Genomic DNA, 18,352 nt, shown 5'->3' with positions numbered 1-18,352 from the left:
GTTAACTTTATCTGTGGTTTCAAAAACGAACCCTAATATTTTTTGATTATTTTTGCCACAACGAAATACTAGCCATGCAATATAAAAGAATTCTCTTAAAATTAAGCGGTGAAGCCTTAATGGGTGAAAAGCAATACGGAATAGACTCCAAACGCCTAGCGGAATATGCTGAAGAAATTAAAGATGTAGCAGCCAAAGGTATTGAAGTAGCCATAGTTATAGGCGGCGGAAATATTTTTAGAGGCCTTACAGGTGCCGCTACAGGTATGGATCGCGTGCAAGGAGACCACATGGGTATGCTTGCCACGGTGATAAATGGTCTTGCTCTGCAAAGTGCTCTTGAAATGCAAGGTGTACAAACAAGATTGCAATCCGCAATTCAAATTAATGAAGTAGCCGAACCTTTTATTAGAAGACGTGCCATGCGTCATTTAGAAAAAGGCCGAGTTGTTATTTTTGGAGGAGGAACAGGAAACCCTTATTTTACAACTGATTCTGCAGCCGTTTTACGCGCCATAGAAATTGAAGCCGATGTTATTCTTAAAGGGACTCGTGTAGATGGAATCTATACTTCAGACCCAGAAAAGGATAAGAACGCAACTAAGTTTGATACTATCTCTTTTGCAGATGTACTTTTAAAAGGTCTAAAAGTAATGGATACCACTGCTTTTACCTTGAGTCAAGAGAACGAACTACCTATTGTAGTTTTTGACATGAACAAAACAGGTAACTTAATGAAGTTAATAGAAGGTGAAAATATTGGCACAGTCGTAAATATTTAAACCTATTTAGTTTTATTTGCATATTATATTTGAATTATGAACGAAGACATACAGTTTATACTTGATTCCTCCAAGGAAAGTATGGATGCTGCAATGAGGCATTTAGAAAAACAATTTGTTAAAATACGTGCTGGTAAAGCAAGTCCTACCATGCTTTCTTCCGTAATGGTGGAATATTATGGATCCCAGACGCCCTTATCTCAGGTAGCGAATATAAACACCCCTGACGGTCGTACTATTTCCGTACAACCTTGGGAAAAGAACATGTTGCATGAAATAGAAAAGGCAATCATGAATTCTAACTTAGGCTTCAACCCTATGAACAATGGTGATTTTGTAATCATAAACGTACCACCGTTGACCGAGGAAAGAAGGATTCAGCTAACAAAACAAGCTAAAGCTGAAGCTGAAGATGCCAAAGTAGGTGTCCGTAGCGCTCGTCAAGATGCCAACAAAGAAATTCGTGACCTTGAGGACGTTTCTGAAGATTTACAAAAAAATGCAGAAGTTGATATTCAATCACTTACCGATAAATATATAAAGAAAATAGATGCTTTCTTAGTTATTAAAGAAGCAGAGATAATGAAAATCTAGTTTGGACTTTCTCTAAAAATAAAAAAGCAGCCATGTAGGCTGCTTTTTTATTTAGAACCAATAAGTTAATTAAATATCACATTTTAGGAACACACCTAATCATTATATACCTTTGCGCTCGGAAAAATTGAACGATGGCAGCCAAACTTAAACAAGGTTTTTGGGAGAAAACAGCAAGCATAATTCTCCGTAACCGCATATTGATACTTATTTTAATTCTTGCATTCACAGTTTTTCTGGGTATGCAATGGAAGAATATGCGTTTCAGCAATACTCAAGCAAACCTACTGCCAGATGACCACCCTGTTAATTTAGAATATCGGGACTTTTTAAAACAGTTTGGTGAAGAAGGTAACGCCATTGTCTTCGCAATTCATGACTCTACACTTTTCACGCCTACCAATATTAACAGATGGAACAAATTCAGTAAGCAACTCGCCGCTTTCCCTGAAGTAGATTTTGTTCTCTCTTTAGATAATCTTCAAGAACTTAAAAAGGACAACGTAAATCAAAAATTCATTCTTGAACCTCTCATTAGTTCAGAAATACAGACCAAGAAAGAAATAGATAGTATAAAAAATCATCTATTTAACGACCTACCCTTCTATGAAAACCTTCTGTTCAATAAAGAAACCGGGACGGTTAGGACCATAGCAAATATGGATGGGGACATCATCAATACCAGTGTCCGTAAAGATTTTATCTTAGAAGACCTTAACCATCTTATTGATAATTTTGAAGCGGAAACGGGGCTGGACGTACGGGTATCCGGCATGCCTTACATCCGGACAATGAACTCCCAAAATATCATAGATGAAATAGGGAAGTTCATTTTGGCAGCTCTTGGAGTTACCTCTTTAATTTTCTTTTTCTTCTTTAGAAGTTTCCGAGCCACCCTTATATCCATGTGTGTTGTAATTATTGGAGTAATGTGGGCTTTTGGTATTCTAGGTCTCTTACAATATGAGATAACTGTACTTACAGCTTTAATCCCACCGCTAATTATAGTTATAGGTATCCCCAACTGTATATTTCTAATTAACAAATATCAGCAAGAAGTTAAAAAACACGGGAATAAAGACTTTCTCTCCAACGTGTAATATCTAAAATTGGTAATGCTACGCTGATGACAAACATGACTACAGCGTCTGGTTTTGCCACTTTTATTATCACGGACAGTAAGTTGCTTAAGGAATTTGGTATCGTTGCCTCTATTAATATTATTGGTATTTTCATACTATCACTCCTTATAATACCTATAATCTATAGCTTTCTATCCCTTCCAAAAACAAGACATCTAAAACACCTTAACAAACGCTGGATAGATGCCTTTGTTAACAAAATGGAGCATATTGTTAGACACCGCAGAATAGCAGTCTATATTGTTTCTTTGATTCTTCTTATCACAAGTATTATTGGTATTTACCAAATAGAAATTTCCGGAAGTCCCATAGAAGACATGCCCAAGAACGCCCAGTTCTTTAAAGATATTCGCTTTTTCGAAAAAGAATTTGATGGCATTATGCCTATTGAAATTGTTGTAGACACCAAGAAACCCAAGGGTGTTTTAAAACCTGCCAACTTAAAACGTTTAGACCAATTAAGCGAGGTGGTTACGGATATACCGGAGCTTTCAAAACCTATTTCGGTCGTTAACTTAGTTAAGTACTCAAAGCAAGCCTTTTATAACGGCATACCCAAATATTATCAATTACCCACTGCCCAAGAAAACAACTTTATAATGAAAGTTGCCCAAAATTCTGATGGAAATGGCAACCTGCTTAAAAACTTTGTAGATAGTACTGGCCAGACTGCCAGAATTACCACTTTTATGCAAGACGTGAAAACGGATCGCATGGAACAAATTGAGGAAAGGCTTAATGAAAATATAAACAAAATATTCCCTCCGGATCGCTACAATGTATATATGACGGGAAGTGCACTTCTATTTCTAAAAGGCACAAAATATCTAGTAAAAAACCTGATTCTCTCATTGGCTTTTGCCATCTTCCTAATCGCGCTATTTATGGCCTATCTTTTTAGGTCGTTTAGAATGATTATAATTTCATTAATTCCAAACTTGCTCCCTCTGGTCATAACTGCAGGTATTATGGGCTTTGTAGGCGTACCTATTAAACCTTCTACTATTTTGGTATTTAGTATTGCTTTTGGAATTTCGGTAGATGATACTATTCACTTTTTGGCAAAATACAGGCAAGAACTTATTGCAAACAAATGGCAGATTAAGAAATCTGTTTACGCTTCGCTTCGTGAAACTGGGGTAAGTATGTTCTATACTTCAATTGTTCTTTTCTTTGGTTTTTCCGTTTTCATCATTTCAAACTTTGGAGGAACTGTAGCACTTGGCGCATTAGTTTCGGCCACATTAATGTTTGCTATGTTGGCTAATCTTATTCTTTTACCATCGTTATTACTATCCTTGGAAAGGAATATTGCAAGCAAAAAAATATTGAAAAAACCACAAATAGACATTCTTCCGCAAGGCGAAGACGAAGTAGGTGAAAATTGAGTTTGATTTAACCAGTCATAAGCATTGATTCTTTTTATCAAAAACTTATCTTTGGCAATCAATTTTCAAGTGACTACAATGAACTCTTACAGCGTAAAAGAACTACTTTCAGAAAACCTCTTATTACAAGAAGTAACCATAAATGGGTGGGTAAAAACATTCAGAAGCAATCGTTTTATAGCTTTAAACGATGGATCAACTATTAACAACATACAGTGTGTTGTAGATTTTGAGTCATTTGACGAGAGTATTCTAAAACAGATAAATACAGGTGCTGCTTTAAAAATAACCGGAACTTTGGTAGAAAGCCAAGGCAAGGGTCAAAAAGTAGAAATCCAAGTAACCGGCCTTACGGTTCATGGTGGAGCTGATCCAGAGACATACCCTATTCAACCAAAAAAGCACTCGTTAGAGTTTTTAAGAGAGAAAGCACATTTACGTATACGCACAAACACATTTGCTGCAATCATGCGTGTACGTTCTGCATTATCTTTTGGAGTTCACCAATATTTTCAACAAAACGGGTTCAACTATTTCCATGCTCCTATCATTACCGGTTCTGATGCCGAAGGTGCTGGAGAAATGTTCAAAGTAAGTACGCTAGACAGCAAAAACCCTCCCTTAACTGAGGATGGAGATATTGACTATAAAGAAGATTTTTTCGGAAAGGAAACCAACCTAACCGTTTCTGGCCAATTGGAAGCTGAAACCTATGCTATGGCATTAGGTAAGGTATACACTTTTGGACCAACATTTCGTGCGGAAAACAGTAATACTTCTAGACACTTAGCTGAGTTCTGGATGATAGAACCAGAAATGGCTTTCTTTGACCTCAATGACAACATGGATCTTGCAGAAGATTTTATCAAAAACGTCATTAAGTATGTTTTAGAAAACTGTCAAGACGACCTTCAATTTCTAGAAAAACGTCTTTTAGACGAAGAGAAAACAAAACCTCAGGCTGAACGAAGCGAAATGCCGTTAATCGAAAAGCTCAAGTTTGTTTCGGAAAACAGTTTTAAAAGGGTTACCTATACAGAAGCTATTGATATTTTAAGAAATAGCAAACCCAATAAAAAGAAGAAATTTAAATATCTTATTAATGAATGGGGAGCGGATTTACAAAGTGAACACGAACGCTTTTTAGTTGAAAAACACTTTAAGTGTCCTGTTATTTTGTTTGACTATCCTGCAACGATAAAAGCATTCTACATGCGTCTTAACGAGGACGGAAAGACCGTTCGTGCCATGGACATTCTTTTCCCAGGTATTGGGGAAATAGTAGGAGGCTCACAACGTGAAGAACGCTTAGACGTACTAAAAGAAAAAATGGCCGCTCTAGGTATTGACGAGGAAGAATTATGGTGGTACCTAGACCTTAGAAAGTTTGGTAGCGCTGTTCATAGTGGTTTTGGACTTGGCTTTGAACGTTTAGTACTTTTTGCTACAGGCATGGGTAATATTCGCGATGTCATTCCATTCCCGAACGCCTCAAAATGCAGAATTTTAGCTAGAATTCGTTAACTTAGAAGGCAAGCTATATTAGATCTCAATGCTAAAACAACACTTACAGTTTAAATTATCACAGAAGCTATCTCCACAGCAGATACAGCTTATGAAGTTGATTCAATTGCCAACACAGGCTTTTGAGCAACGGCTTAAGCAAGAACTGGAAGAGAATCCGGCATTAGAAGGCGGTAAAGAAGAACCGGACTCTATTGATGATGAATTTGAGGATTCTTATGATGAGAACAATGAATTGGACAGTGAGATTATCGCTACGGATGATATAAACATTGACGACTACCTAAGTGACGATGAAATTCCAGATTATCGCACGAAGGCGAATAACTACAGTGCGGACGATGAAGAAAAAAATGTACCGTACGCAGCAGGAACTTCATTCAATCAGTATTTGTTAAACCAACTTAATACGGTTTATCTAAATGATGAAGAATGGAGCATTGCGGAGTTTTTAGTGGGCAGTGTAGACGAAAGTGGCTATATCCGCAGACCCATTGCAGATATTACTGATGATCTGGCTTTTACCCAAAACATTTATACAGAAGAAAAAACCATTGAAAAGGTTTTGAAGTTAGTTCAAAAACTGGACCCACTAAAGGTTGCTGCGCGCTCACTAGAAGAGTGCTTAATAATTCAATTAAAACGGAAAGAAGCAACTCCAAATATTGAACTAGCCATTACTATTCTAGAGAAGTCTTTTGAGCAGTTTACAAAAAAGCATTATAAGAAACTCATTCAGAAATACAACATTTCAGAAGAACAGCTAAGAAATGCCATCTCTGAAATTGAAAAATTAAACCCAAAACCAGGAGGCTCCTATTCCGGGAACAACCGTATGGTAGAGCATGTAGTTCCTGATTTTTCCATTCGTATTGTAGACGGAGAATTAGAACTTACCTTAAATGGAAGAAATGCTCCAGAATTGCATGTATCTAGAGAATACAATAACATGCTAAAAGGCTACAAGGACGCTAAGAAAAAATCTAAATCACAGAAAGATACTGTACTTTTTATTAAGCAGAAATTAGATGCCGCAAAATGGTTTATAGACGCTATTAGACAGCGCCAACAGACTTTGTTCATTACAATGAATTCCATTATGCATTACCAGTCCGAGTACTTTCTTACTGGTGACGAACGCAATCTTCGCCCAATGATTTTAAAAGACATTGCAGACGAGATTCAGATGGATGTTTCAACGGTATCCCGAGTTGCTAACAGCAAATATGTTGATACCCCTTACGGAACCAAATTAATCAAGGAATTCTTCTCAGAATCCATGAAAAACGACCAAGGAGAAGACGTATCAACAAAAGAGATTAAGAAAATTCTTGAAACTGTAATTGGTGAAGAGTCTAAGAAAAAGCCCCTTACCGATGACAAATTAGCAGCTATACTTAAAGAAAAAGGATATCCCATAGCTAGAAGAACCGTTGCAAAATACAGAGAGCAATTAGACATTCCCGTAGCAAGATTGCGCAAACAAATTTAATGAAGGTTTTCTTAAAGGTTATATCCTATATTTTCCATCCTTTATTCATCCCGATAGCAGGAACACTTGCCTACTTTCTAATTACACCTAAATATAGCCCAATAGCCATTCAAGGCACTACTATCCTACCTACTTTTATACTTACTGTAATCATTCCAATAATTGCTTATTTTATATTAAGGAATTTAGGCATGGCACAAAGTGTTTTTATGTCCTCGGTAAAAGAACGTAGATACCCCTTGTATATTCATATTATATTGCTCCTATTTGTAATCTACAAAGTAATACCCAATTCAAATATTGTTGAGATTCACTTCTACTTTATTGGCCTGATTATATCAGCATTGACAACATTACTACTTTTAGTATTGAAGTTTAAAGTAAGCATGCATTTAATGGGCATGGGAAGCCTTCTTATGTTCTTAGTGGCATTAAGTATTCACTTTGAAGTAAACATCACTTTAGGCTTAAGCCTTTTCACGTTACTAACGGGACTAGTAGCCACTTCTAGACTGTATCTAAAATCACACACACCAATAGAAGTCGTTATTGGACTATTCATTGGACTACTCTCCCAATTACTAACCGTTCGCTTCTGGCTGTAGATTGATATTAAAGAATATAGAAAATGAGTCCAATTCTAAGGGCTTTCGTATTCAAGTTTTCTGACCCAATAACTACATTATCATTAAAGAGATTAGCTAAGGAATAATACGCGTGTAGATTGAAGGTATTGTATCCAAAATTTAAGGTCAACCCATATTGAAAACTTCTTATATCCTCATTATAAAATGACACTTTTCCAGTATCTGTAGGCACCAGCTTTGATCGTCCTCCAAAAACATAACCTAATTTCATACCTGCATATAGCCTCCAAAACTTATACTCAGATGCTGTAGAATTTCTCCAGCGCACTTCAAAAGGAACTTCTAATACGTGTGTCTCTACCTTATTCCTATTAAAATCATTATCATCGAGAATACTATACAAATTACCTGAAGAAGTCTCCTCTGCCTTTAGGTTGGAGTAATAAGAATATACACCATAACCCACACCAATACCTATAGCAGTAGTTCGGCTTTGATTTAATGGAATGTCTTTTATAAAACCTGCCTGTAGACCATAGGAAAGATTTCGTTGGCTAACATCGTCCGGTTGATTTAAGAGAAAGTTATAGGTGATACCAATATAGAATTGATCCTCCAAGTACCTTGAATCAACATTCGTTGAATCAATACCAGTCTGAGCAACTGCACCTGTAAAGCACAAAAAAAGCAACCCAAATAAATAACGCATCATAAAATCAAAATTAAGCAAATAAAAAGCGCCTCGGAAAAAATTCCGAGGCGCTTGTACTTATAAGTTAAAAAATACTACTGCAAGTTGTTGAAAGCGTCACCATCATAAGTCGTATAATTGACTTTAAGTGCATTCACTTCTCTTAACTGCAATTTAATATCGGATATTAATCCCATATTAGCATTTCTATCAACTTTTAAAGCTGTAGTCAAAACATTTTGTATTTCCTGCGGCTTTTTTGCTCTTTCAGACAATATATAATCACCTACTTCATTAGGAGATGAAAATTTATCGTTCAATTGAATCCTAGCTTCTTCTCCAAACTGAGCTTTATACTGAGAAGTTGGCTGTCCAACATAAATGTATATTACTCGATCCTTCTTTTCCAATTTCTTGGTTTCACTAGCATTAGGCAAAGTATTCTCTACTTTCAAAGAACTATCTTTCATAACCGTTACGGTCATAAAGAAGAATAAAAGCATAAATACAATATCAGGTAACGATGCAGTGTTCACAGCTGGTAAACCGGCATCCTTTTTCTTTGCAAACTTTGACATATTATATTCTGTTTTAGCTCTTATTAATTACTTGTACCTGTCTCAGCTTCTGACAACTTCTGTGGAAACAACTCTTGAATCCGCTTAACCTTTTCTTTGAGATCCTCTTTTCTACTAGGTTCGGTCTCAGGATTAAGATATTCTGCTTCCATATCAGTAAAGTCTCTTTTATAAAGACGCTGTGCTTCACGATTTCTAAGCTCATTGTAAGCACCTACCAATTCATTCTGAACCGTAATGTAAGTACTATACTTTGTCTCACGATCGTTCTTCAAAGATATAATAGCTTTAGCTGGATTGTCAGATGATTCGGACAGTCTTTTACCTTTACAGTAGCTACAGTAATCTGCAGAACCTGATGGGGCTCCTCCGTTATCTAAGAAAGCCATGGCCTTCTCTCGTAACTTTTTGATATCGATAAGCTCGTCTTCAACTAACAACTGACCATTACGGTTAATATTAACCGTAAAGATATTCTTCTGCTTAATAACTGGTGGTTCTTCGGTAGGCGGCTCAATAGGTGGCAACATACGATCTAAACCTGCATCAGTTTCAATGGTCGTTGTGACCAAGAAAAATATAAGTAGCAAGAATGCTATGTCTGCCATTGATCCGGCGTTTACCTCTGCTGGTCCTCCTCTTCTAGACATAATTTAGTTCTTTATTTATTTAATCATTTTCTTCACACCACCCGCAAGCATAGCTCCTACAGCTACAAGAGTCAATATGAAAAATACATTTAGACCAGCACCGATTTTCTTAATTTCAGATTCATCGGTTTCTATGCCTCTTTTTGCCATTTCTTCGATACTAACATCTGTACCGCTAGCCATAACAAAGCCAATTCCAACTACTAAAAGAAAACCAACTAGTATAAAAAGACTTTTCTTTAAATTCGCAGGATTTGATAAAAGGTTCTTAAGGGCGAACGCCACACTAAAAACTACAGCTACACCTAAGAGCAACCATGTAATAGCGAACATTGCATTAAGAGCCCCGTTATTAGCTGCCTCAGCAGCTGGCATTTCAGCCTCTGGAAGCATGAACCATAAGGCAGCGCCTACTAAGCCCACAACAACCAAAACAATTTTTACAATTTTGTGCATAATTTAAGGTATTATGTGTGCGACTTATTTTTTGTGATCCACCAACATATCTATCAAAACGATAGAAGAGTCTTCCATATCATTAACAATGCTATCAATTTTAGCAATGATGTAGTTATAAAAGATTTGAAGGATAATAGCAGTAATAAGACCAAATACAGTTGTTAATAATGCAACTTGGATATCACCTGCAATAAGAGATGCACTAAGGTTACCAACAGCACTAATCTTTTGGAAGGCCTGAATCATACCAATTACCGTACCCATGAAACCAAGCATTGGAGCAACAGCGATAAACAAGCTCAACCAAGAAACGTTCTTCTCTAATTGACCCATTTGAACACCACCATAAGCTACTACAGCTTTTTCAGCAGATTCGATACTCTCTCCCGCTCTATCCAAACCTTGATAGTATATAGAAGCAACAGGACCTTTTGTATTTCTACAAACTTCTTTAGCAGCTTCAACACCACCAGAGGCCAATGCATCTTCTACTTGTTGTTTTAGCTTACCAGTATTAGTGGTTGCCATGTTTAAATAAATAATTCTTTCAATTGCAACTGCCAAACCAAGAATCAAACACAAAAGAACAATACCCATAAAGCCGGCACCACCTTGTATAAACATTTCTTTCAACATCTGTGTAAAACCTACTTCGGCTTCAGCAGGCGCATCTTGCATCATTGTTGCTGTAGTTGCCATTGCGTTAACAGTATTTGTACTCATTACAAACAACCCGCCCACGGCTAGGATAGAGGATAATTTTTTCATTTGTTCAAACTTAAATTAGTTATTTAATAGGGTTAAAGATAAAAAAAAATCACAATAAAAAAAGTAAAACTTCGTTGCATCGGAGAAGTGTAGCCCAAATAGGGGTCATGACATCGAAACGGGCTGTTATACCAGTGCCTCTGCCTGACATAATCAAGCACAGACTTCCATTTTGCATATAAAAACTAAACTTACAAATATTTCCAGTCTAAACTAATTAATACTGAAAAAAATCTTTTTGTTCTGCAGAGAGGAAGGGATTCGAACCCTCGATACACTTTTGGTGTATACACACTTTCCAGGCGTGCGCCTTCGACCACTCGGCCACCTCTCTAAATTCTACTTATCTTTTTGTTTTTAACCAAAAAACAGACCAGACAAGATCACCTTTTTTACGGGGTGGCCAAATAACAAAAAAAATGTTAGTTGATGAAATTAAAACTGCTAATTTTCTTGAATTTCACCGCGTAATGAAGTCTCAAATATGCTTTTAAACAATTTGGACGAAACATTATTACCCAAGAGATACATTAGCTTAGCAACAGCAGCCTCCGTCGTAATGTCTTTACCATTAATTACTTGCAATTCTTCTAACTGCTTACTGGTTTCATAACGACCCATAGAAACACTACCTCCCGAACACTGTGTAACATTAATAATATGGATGTTATTTTCTTTTGCCTTTCTTAGAATATTGATCATCCAAGGCTCATTTGGAGCATTTCCCGCACCATAAGTTTCCAAAATCAGCCCTTTTAGACCATAATACCAACCACACCTTGTAAAACAGCCGGGCCAATACCGGGAAACAACTTAAGGATAGCCACATTGGTATCCATATATTTATGTACTTTAAACTTTTTACGCTTCACATAAGGTAACAAATATTCTTCACTAACCTTTAAGTGCACTCCTGACTCTATCAATTCTGGATAATTTAGTGAGGAAAATGCCTGAAAGTGCTCCGCATTGATTTTTGTAGTACGATTGGCGCGATACAACTTATACTCAAAATAAAGCCCTACCTCCTGCACCACAGGTTTTTTATTATGCTGTAAAGCGGCAATCTGAATTGAGGTAATCAGGTTCTCCTTTGCATCTGTACGCAAATCTCCAATAGGCAATTGGGAACCTGTAAAAATGACGGGTTTGCCTAAATTCTCTAACATAAAACTTAAAGCCGATGCCGTATAACTCATAGTATCACTACCATGCAGCACCACAAAACCATCTGAGAATCATAATTCTCTTCAATAATAGTTGCTATTTCGGCCCAATGTGCTGGATTCATATTGGATGAATCTATTGGCACATCAAAAGAAATTGAATTAATATGACAGTCCAACAACTTAAGCTCTGGTATATTTTTAAGTAGCTTATCAAAATTAAAAGCCTTTAATGCTCCAGACTCATAATCTTTGACCATACCTATAGTACCGCCGGTATATATTAAAAGGATATTACTTTTATCTACCAAACCAAGAATATTTAAATTTTATTGAAAAATTGCGGCCGATTAAGCCCTTCTAAATGCCGAATACTTGCTTTGAATTCTCCGTAGTGCTATTTGCAATTTCCTCTGTAGAGATATCATAAACATCAGCAAGCTTCTCAGCAACATTCATAAGGTATGCACTTTCATTACGTTTTCCACGAAAAGGAACCGGCGCCAAATAAGGTGAATCTGTCTCTAGAACAATATTTTTTAATGGAATTTCAGCTAAGAACTTATCTATTTTCCCATTTTTAAACGTAACAACCCCACCAATACCAAGCTTCATATTATATGATATCGCTTTTTTTGCTTGTTCAATATCACCTGTAAAACAATGAAAAATACCGAATAAATCAGCTCCCTTTTCACTTTCCAAAACTTCAAATACTTCATCAAAAGCATCACGACAATGGATAACTATGGGCAATTTATACTTTTTAGCTAACTGTATCTGTGCGCGAAAAGCCTCTTGTTGCTCCTTTAAAAATGTTTTATCCCAAAATAAATCAATACCAATTTCTCCTACAGCATAAAACGTTCTTTGTTCAAGCATCTCTTCTACATGTCTCAATTCTTCCCTGTAATTTTCTTTTACATGAGTAGGATGCAAGCCCATCATTAAAAAAACATTGTCCGGATATGACTTCTCAAGATCAAACATAGATGCCGTATAAGTTGAATCTATTGCCGGTATAAAAAATCGCTCAATTCCAAGAGCAATCGCCCTATCTATTGCGGCTCCCCTATCTTCATCAAAGGCTTCACTATATAAATGGGTATGGGTATCTGTTAATATCATGCTGCAAAAATAGCCTTATCTTTGATAAAAAGAAAACATGTCTTCTCTGAAAAAATTTCTTTGGAAAAAAAAATACACCCAAATCCCACTAAAACTTACCCAAACAGATCACTTTGAAATATCAGCCAAAATAAATGGAATCTCTGGGCGGTTTATTTTAGATACCGGAGCATCTAACACCTGTATTGGAATTGATAAAATAGAACAATTTGGACTGACCTCCGAAGTTTCCGAAATAAAAGCTGCCGGAGCAGGAGCCACTGACATGGAAACTTTAATATCCACGAAAAACAAGATTAAAATTGGCAACTGGAAGAAGAAGAAATTGAAAATCGTACTTTTTGACCTTGTTCACGTAAACCAAGCCCTTACCGCACATAATACCCTGCCTGTTGATGGCATTATAGGTGCCGATGTCCTAAAAAAAGGAAAAGCAATTATTGATTATAATAAATATTGCGTTTACCTTAAAATGTAGTTCGTACAGAGCAAATAGACACCTAGTAATATAACGCATAAAAAAGCCCCAAAGATTTCAGTGCTATTACACTAAAAATCTTTGGGGCGTATTTTTAAAGAGTTGTAATTCTACATCTCCAAAGCTCTCTTTACATTACCATCCATCAATAATTCTTCTGGATTTTCTAATGCTTCTTTTATAGCCACTAAGAATCCTACAGATTCTTTACCATCAATAATACGGTGGTCATAAGACACGGCCACATACATAATAGGTGCAATAGCGATAGCTCCATCCCTAGCGATAGGTCTTTCTACTATGTTATGCATTCCTAAAATAGCACTTTGAGGTGGGTTAATAATTGGCGTAGATAACATAGATCCAAAAACACCTCCGTTAGTAATCGTAAAAGTACCTCCGGTCATTTCATCAACAGTAATTTCTCCTTCACGAGCACGAATAGCTAATCTCTTTACCTCTGCCTCAACACCTCTGAAGGTCAAGTTTTCCGCATTTCTGATAACAGGCACCATTAATCCTTTTGGTCCAGAAACAGCAATACTGATATCACAGAAATCATAAGAAATCATTTCCTTACCATCTATCATAGAGTTCACAGATGGATACATTTCTAATGCACGCACTACAGCTCTAGTAAAAAAGGACATAAATCCTAAACCTACACCGTGTTTAGCCTTAAAGTCTTCTTTATATTTATTTCTAAGTTCAAAAATAGCAGACATATCAACTTCGTTAAAAGTTGTAAGCATAGCCGTTTCATTCTTAGCGGACACCAAACGCTCTGCAACTTTTCTACGTAACATAGAAAGTTTTGAGCGAGATTCTCCTCTATTTCCTCCTGTAGGCGTACCCATTGAAGGCACAGCATTTACAGCATCGTTCTTAGTGATACGACCATCTTTTCCGCTTCCTTTTACAGCAGTAGAATCGATACCTTTTTCACTTAATATTTTTTTAGCAGCAGGAGAAGCTACACCAGAAGCGTAAGTTTCTTTTGCTTGAACGGGCTGCGGTGCTTTAGCCTCTTCTTTCTTAGGCTCACTTTTCTTCTGTTCCGCTACATCTTTCTCTGCACTGTCTCCAGCAGGTTTAGCTGCATCAGTATCAATTAAACAAACTACGGCACCAACGGCAACAGCATCACCTACCTCAGCTTTTAATGTAATTATTCCGCTTTCTTCAGCAGGAAGTTCTAAAGTAGCCTTATCTGAATCCACCTCGGCAATTGCCTGGTCTTTTTCAACGTAATCACCATCCTCAACCAACCAATCCGCAATTTCTACTTCGGTGATAGATTCGCCCGGAGATGGGACTTTCATTTCTAATATCATGCTATACTTATTTGCTATGTTATCTTAACTATTTGAACGACCAATGCTTAACCCTTACTTGGTTTAGTCATTGGTTTTGACATATTATCCTTAGACTTGTCGAATACATAATCAATTACTTGCTGATGTCTATTTTTTTGAACGAACAGAACTACCGGCAGCTGGAGAAGCATAGAATCTTCTTGAAGCTACCCTAAATTTATTCGCATCACTAAAATGCATCATCATATGACTCCAAGCACCCATATTTCTTGGTTCTTCTTGAGCCCAGACCAAATCATCAGCCTTTTTATATTTTGCAATGACTGCCTTCATCTTTTCAGAAGGAACCGGGAACAATTGCTCTACACGAACCAAAGCCACATCATCCCTTTTCTGCTCTTCTTTTACCGCCAATAAATCATAATAAAATTTACCTGTACAGAATACAACAGATTTTACTCTGCTTACCGTAACAGAAGAGTCATCAATAACTTCTTGAAAACTACCAGAGGCTAATTCATCTACCGTAGACATCGCTTTTGGATGTCTTAATAAACTTTTTGGCGTGAATATAATTAACGGTTTTTTGAAATTGACTTTCATTTGCCTTCTAAGAATATGATACATCTGCGCTGGCGTAGAAACATCTGCAATATACATATTGTCTCTGGCACAAAGTTGCAAGTATCTTTCCATACGGGCAGAAGAATGCTCTGCTCCTTGCCCTTCATATCCATGTGGAAGCAACATTACCAAACCGTTCTGTAATTTCCACTTATCCTCAGCAGCCGAAATATACTGATCGATCATAATCTGAGCACCATTACTAAAATCTCCAAACTGTGCCTCCCAGATTGTTAACGTATTAGGGCTTGCCATGGCATAACCATAATCAAAACCTACTACGCCGTATTCCGACAATAATGAATTATATATCTGAAATTTAGCTTGCTTATCATTAAGATGATTTAGCAAGATTACTTCTTCTTCACTTTCTTCAACTTTCATTACAGCATGTCTGTGCGAAAACGTACCACGCTCAACATCCTGACCGGACATACGTACCGGATAACCTTCATGCAATAAGGTACCGTAAGCAAGTAACTCACCCATAGCCCAATCTAACTTTTCAGCCTCAAAGAACATGTTTTTACGGTCCTTCACCAGTTTCTCTACCTTACGTAAGAACTTCTTATCCGCTGGAAGTTGCGTAATTACTTTAGCTATCTTGGTAAGTTCTTTTTTATCGAAAGTAGTATCTACCTTCTCCATCATTTCCCACTCACGAACATTAGCAAAGCCTTTCCACTCGTCTGCCATAAACGGAGTTATTTCCGTTTTATCTTCTTTACGAGAATCCACAAGCTCTTCTTCCAAAGAAGCTTTATACTCTTCTTCCAGACCTTTTACATAGTCCTTTTCAATAACTCCTTCTGCCAATAATCTTTCCGCATAAATATCACGTGGATTTTGGTGTTTGGCTATAGCCTTATACAATTTTGGTTGCGTAAAACGAGGCTCATCACCTTCGTTATGACCATACTTTCTATATCCTAATAAATCTATAAATACATCTCTATTAAAACGCATGCGATACTCCAAAGCAAAAAGCGATGCATGTACAACAGCTTCCGCATCATCAGAATTTACGTGTAATACCGGACTCAATGTTACTTTACCAACATCTGTACAATAAGTAGATGTACGAGCATCTAAATAGTTTGTAGTAAAACCAATTTGGTTGTTTACAACTATATGTATAGTACCATTTGTTTTGTAACCGTCCAGATTTGCCATCTGTACCAACTCATACACTAGACCTTGACCAGCAATAGCCGCATCCCCGTGTACAACAATAGGAAGTACTTTTGAAAAATCATCCGGAAAATGAGCATCTTGCTTAGCGCGAGCTATACCTTCTACTACTGCACCAACCGTTTCTAAATGCGAAGGGTTAGGAGCAATGTTCATTTTAATTTTTTTACCATTGTCGGTTTTACGTTCGGACGTCCAACCTAAATGATATTTTACATCACCATCAAAAATCTCCTGTTCGTAATCTTTACCATCAAACTCGCTAAAGATGTCTTTTGCTGCTTTTCCAAAAATATTGGTTAACACATTAAGTCTTCCTCTATGCGCCATACCCATCACAAACTGCTCTACACCTAGTTCGGCAGCACGTTCTACAACAGCATCTAATGCAGGAATCAATGATTCGTTTCCTTCTAAAGAAAATCGTTTCTGACCTACATACTTGGTATGCAAAAAGCCTTCAAACGAAACTGCTTGGTTCAACTTTCTAAGAATACGTCTTTTATGTTCGGAGTCAAATTTAGGGTGGTTATCATTAACATTTAACCAATTCTGAATCCATTCTACACGTTCCGGCTTACGGATGTACATGTATTCTACACCAATAGCATCACAATAAATGTGCTGCAAATGATTTATAATTTCTTTTAGAGTACTTACTCCAATGCCTATGATTTCACCTGCATTAAAAACAGTATCCATGTCTCCTTGCGAGAGTCCAAAATTCTCAATATCCAATGATGGCTCGTATTTTCTACGCTCGCGTACAGGGTTTGTTTTTGTAAACAAATGACCTCTGCTGCGATAACCATCAATAAGCCGAATAACCTGAAACTCCTTCTGGAGCGACTCTGGCATCTCCTGACCCATAGAATTTTGAGCGCCATTTTTAGTTACGAAATCCTCAACATCTAACTCATCAAGAGCTGTTTCGGTTCCGAAATCATAACCTTGAAAAAAGGCGCGCCAACTAGGCTCTACACTATCGGGGTTAATAAGATATTTGTCGTATAGCTCTGAAAAAAAAGAGGTATGAGCGGTATTTAGAAAAGAATATTTATCCATAGAAAATTCTCTGTCATGCAAATAAATGGGTACAAAAATACAATAATTCCCATTTCTGAGACGTATCTTAGTATGCAATATTGAAAAAATAAAGATAATGATTAAAAAACTTTATAAGATCTCGAAAAGCACTTTTTTAGCGTTATTTCTTATCGTTTTTGCATTAAATTGTTCCGCACAAAACACTTCTACCCCTTCAGATTTCTGGAATAATGTGCGGTTTGGTGGAGGATTAGGCTTTGGGCTCAATAATGGCGGCTTCAACGCTTCAGTCTCTCCAAGTGCTATTTATCAATTCAATGAGCAATTTTCAAGTGGTGTAAGTCTCACTTTTAATTATGCCAAATATGATGACAGTAAACGTTATGCCTATGGTGGAAGTATTATTTCTCTCTACAACCCCTTACATTTTTTACAAATTTCTGCAGAATTAGAACAATTACGCATCAATCAAACTCTTGGTTTTAATGATTTATCTACAATTGAAGATAATTATTGGTCGCCCTCTCTATTTTTAGGTTTAGGGTATACAGACCGAAATTTCACTGTTGGTATTCGCTACAACGTTCTTTATGATGATATCAAAAGCATCTATCTTGATGCATGGATGCCTTTCGTAAGAGTTTATTTTTAGGAGTATTTTGCTTTCAACCAAACTTTTTGAAGTTCTCTTTTCAACACCAGAAAGGTAACTTGATCGGCTACCTCTACAACATCGGTTACTGCAAT

Annotated in this window: 14 protein-coding genes, 1 tRNA gene and 3 pseudogenes; 8 read left to right on the top strand and 10 right to left on the bottom strand. The window is 36.8% G+C overall.

Annotated elements, in window-relative coordinates; translation table 11 throughout:
- Nucleotides 1-74: 74 nt before the first annotated feature.
- The 6 genes and pseudogenes from pyrH to Q5W13_RS11615 all read left to right on the top strand — a co-directional run bounded on the left by pyrH (nt 75) and on the right by Q5W13_RS11615 (nt 7,527).
- Nucleotides 75-782 carry a UMP kinase gene (gene pyrH / locus Q5W13_RS11640; RefSeq protein ID WP_155594829.1) on the top strand — a complete coding sequence of 236 codons (708 nt, stop codon included), beginning with the start codon at nt 75-77 and terminating at the stop codon, nt 780-782.
- A gap of 36 nt (nt 783-818) precedes the next feature.
- Nucleotides 819-1,376, top strand: a complete 558-nt coding sequence (gene frr, locus Q5W13_RS11635; protein WP_304446406.1) for a ribosome recycling factor — start codon at nt 819-821, stop codon at nt 1,374-1,376.
- Between the two features lie 134 nt (nt 1,377-1,510).
- Nucleotides 1,511-3,906: pseudogene (locus Q5W13_RS11630) on the top strand (efflux RND transporter permease subunit).
- Between the two features lie 78 nt (nt 3,907-3,984).
- Nucleotides 3,985-5,416, top strand: a pseudogene (gene asnS, locus Q5W13_RS11625) (asparagine--tRNA ligase).
- A gap of 42 nt (nt 5,417-5,458) precedes the next feature.
- Nucleotides 5,459-6,922 (top strand): RNA polymerase factor sigma-54, encoded by a 1,464-nt coding sequence (rpoN, locus tag Q5W13_RS11620; protein ID WP_304446405.1) that lies wholly within the window; start codon nt 5,459-5,461, stop codon nt 6,920-6,922.
- Nucleotides 6,922-7,527, top strand: coding sequence for a phosphatase PAP2 family protein (locus Q5W13_RS11615; protein WP_304446404.1), 606 nt, complete (start codon nt 6,922-6,924; stop codon nt 7,525-7,527). The genes rpoN and Q5W13_RS11615 overlap by 1 nt, the downstream gene beginning before the upstream one ends.
- 7 nt (nt 7,528-7,534) lie before the next feature.
- Here Q5W13_RS11615 and Q5W13_RS11610 read toward each other — a convergent pair whose 3' ends face one another.
- The 8 genes and pseudogenes from Q5W13_RS11610 to Q5W13_RS11575 form a co-directional block, all read right to left on the bottom strand.
- Nucleotides 7,535-8,221 carry a porin family protein gene (locus Q5W13_RS11610; RefSeq protein WP_304446403.1) on the bottom strand — a complete coding sequence of 229 codons (687 nt, stop codon included), beginning with the start codon at nt 8,219-8,221 and terminating at the stop codon, nt 7,535-7,537.
- 74 nt (nt 8,222-8,295) lie between these two features.
- The gene (locus tag Q5W13_RS11605; protein ID WP_155594835.1) at nt 8,296-8,778 is read right to left on the bottom strand and encodes an ExbD/TolR family protein; all 483 of its coding nucleotides are present in this window, start codon (nt 8,776-8,778) and stop codon (nt 8,296-8,298) included.
- A gap of 23 nt (nt 8,779-8,801) precedes the next feature.
- Nucleotides 8,802-9,428 carry an ExbD/TolR family protein gene (locus Q5W13_RS11600; protein WP_155594836.1) on the bottom strand — a complete coding sequence of 209 codons (627 nt, stop codon included), beginning with the start codon at nt 9,426-9,428 and terminating at the stop codon, nt 8,802-8,804.
- 15 nt (nt 9,429-9,443) lie between these two features.
- Entirely contained in the window at nt 9,444-9,884 is a 441-nt protein-coding gene (locus tag Q5W13_RS11595; protein WP_155594837.1) for a hypothetical protein, read from the bottom strand.
- A gap of 24 nt (nt 9,885-9,908) precedes the next feature.
- Entirely contained in the window at nt 9,909-10,655 is a 747-nt protein-coding gene (locus tag Q5W13_RS11590) for a MotA/TolQ/ExbB proton channel family protein (protein ID WP_304446402.1), read from the bottom strand.
- Nucleotides 10,656-10,901: 246 nt separating this feature from the next.
- Nucleotides 10,902-10,989, bottom strand: a tRNA-Ser gene (locus tag Q5W13_RS11585).
- 110 nt (nt 10,990-11,099) lie between these two features.
- Nucleotides 11,100-12,081: pseudogene (locus Q5W13_RS11580) on the bottom strand (asparaginase).
- A 100-nt stretch (nt 12,082-12,181) separates the two neighbouring features.
- On the bottom strand, nt 12,182-12,949 hold the full coding sequence (locus Q5W13_RS11575; protein ID WP_304446401.1) for a TatD family hydrolase: 768 nt from the start codon (nt 12,947-12,949) through the stop codon (nt 12,182-12,184).
- 37 nt (nt 12,950-12,986) lie between these two features.
- Here Q5W13_RS11575 and Q5W13_RS11570 point away from each other — a divergent pair, with 37 nt between their 5' ends.
- Nucleotides 12,987-13,427 (top strand): retropepsin-like aspartic protease family protein, encoded by a 441-nt coding sequence (locus tag Q5W13_RS11570; protein WP_155594840.1) that lies wholly within the window; start codon nt 12,987-12,989, stop codon nt 13,425-13,427.
- Nucleotides 13,428-13,537: 110 nt separating this feature from the next.
- Here the strand turns inward: Q5W13_RS11570 and odhB are convergent, their stop codons facing one another.
- Together odhB and Q5W13_RS11560 are read right to left on the bottom strand one after the other, a co-directional pair.
- Nucleotides 13,538-14,761, bottom strand: a complete 1,224-nt coding sequence (odhB, locus tag Q5W13_RS11565; RefSeq protein WP_304446400.1) for a 2-oxoglutarate dehydrogenase complex dihydrolipoyllysine-residue succinyltransferase — start codon at nt 14,759-14,761, stop codon at nt 13,538-13,540.
- A 129-nt stretch (nt 14,762-14,890) separates the two neighbouring features.
- Nucleotides 14,891-17,623 (bottom strand): 2-oxoglutarate dehydrogenase E1 component, encoded by a 2,733-nt coding sequence (locus Q5W13_RS11560; RefSeq protein WP_438364185.1) that lies wholly within the window; start codon nt 17,621-17,623, stop codon nt 14,891-14,893.
- 97 nt (nt 17,624-17,720) lie between these two features.
- Here Q5W13_RS11560 and Q5W13_RS11555 point away from each other — a divergent pair, with 97 nt between their 5' ends.
- The gene (locus Q5W13_RS11555) at nt 17,721-18,257 is read left to right on the top strand and encodes an alpha-ketoglutarate decarboxylase (RefSeq protein WP_304446399.1); all 537 of its coding nucleotides are present in this window, start codon (nt 17,721-17,723) and stop codon (nt 18,255-18,257) included.
- The last annotated feature ends 95 nt before the right edge of the window (nt 18,258-18,352 follow it).

The sequence above is a fragment of the Zobellia laminariae genome (genome assembly GCF_030553095.1).
GTDB lineage: Bacteria > Bacteroidota > Bacteroidia > Flavobacteriales > Flavobacteriaceae > Zobellia > Zobellia laminariae.
Note: the sequence above shows the minus strand (reverse complement) of the source record. Positions and strands in the feature narration are given on the sequence as shown.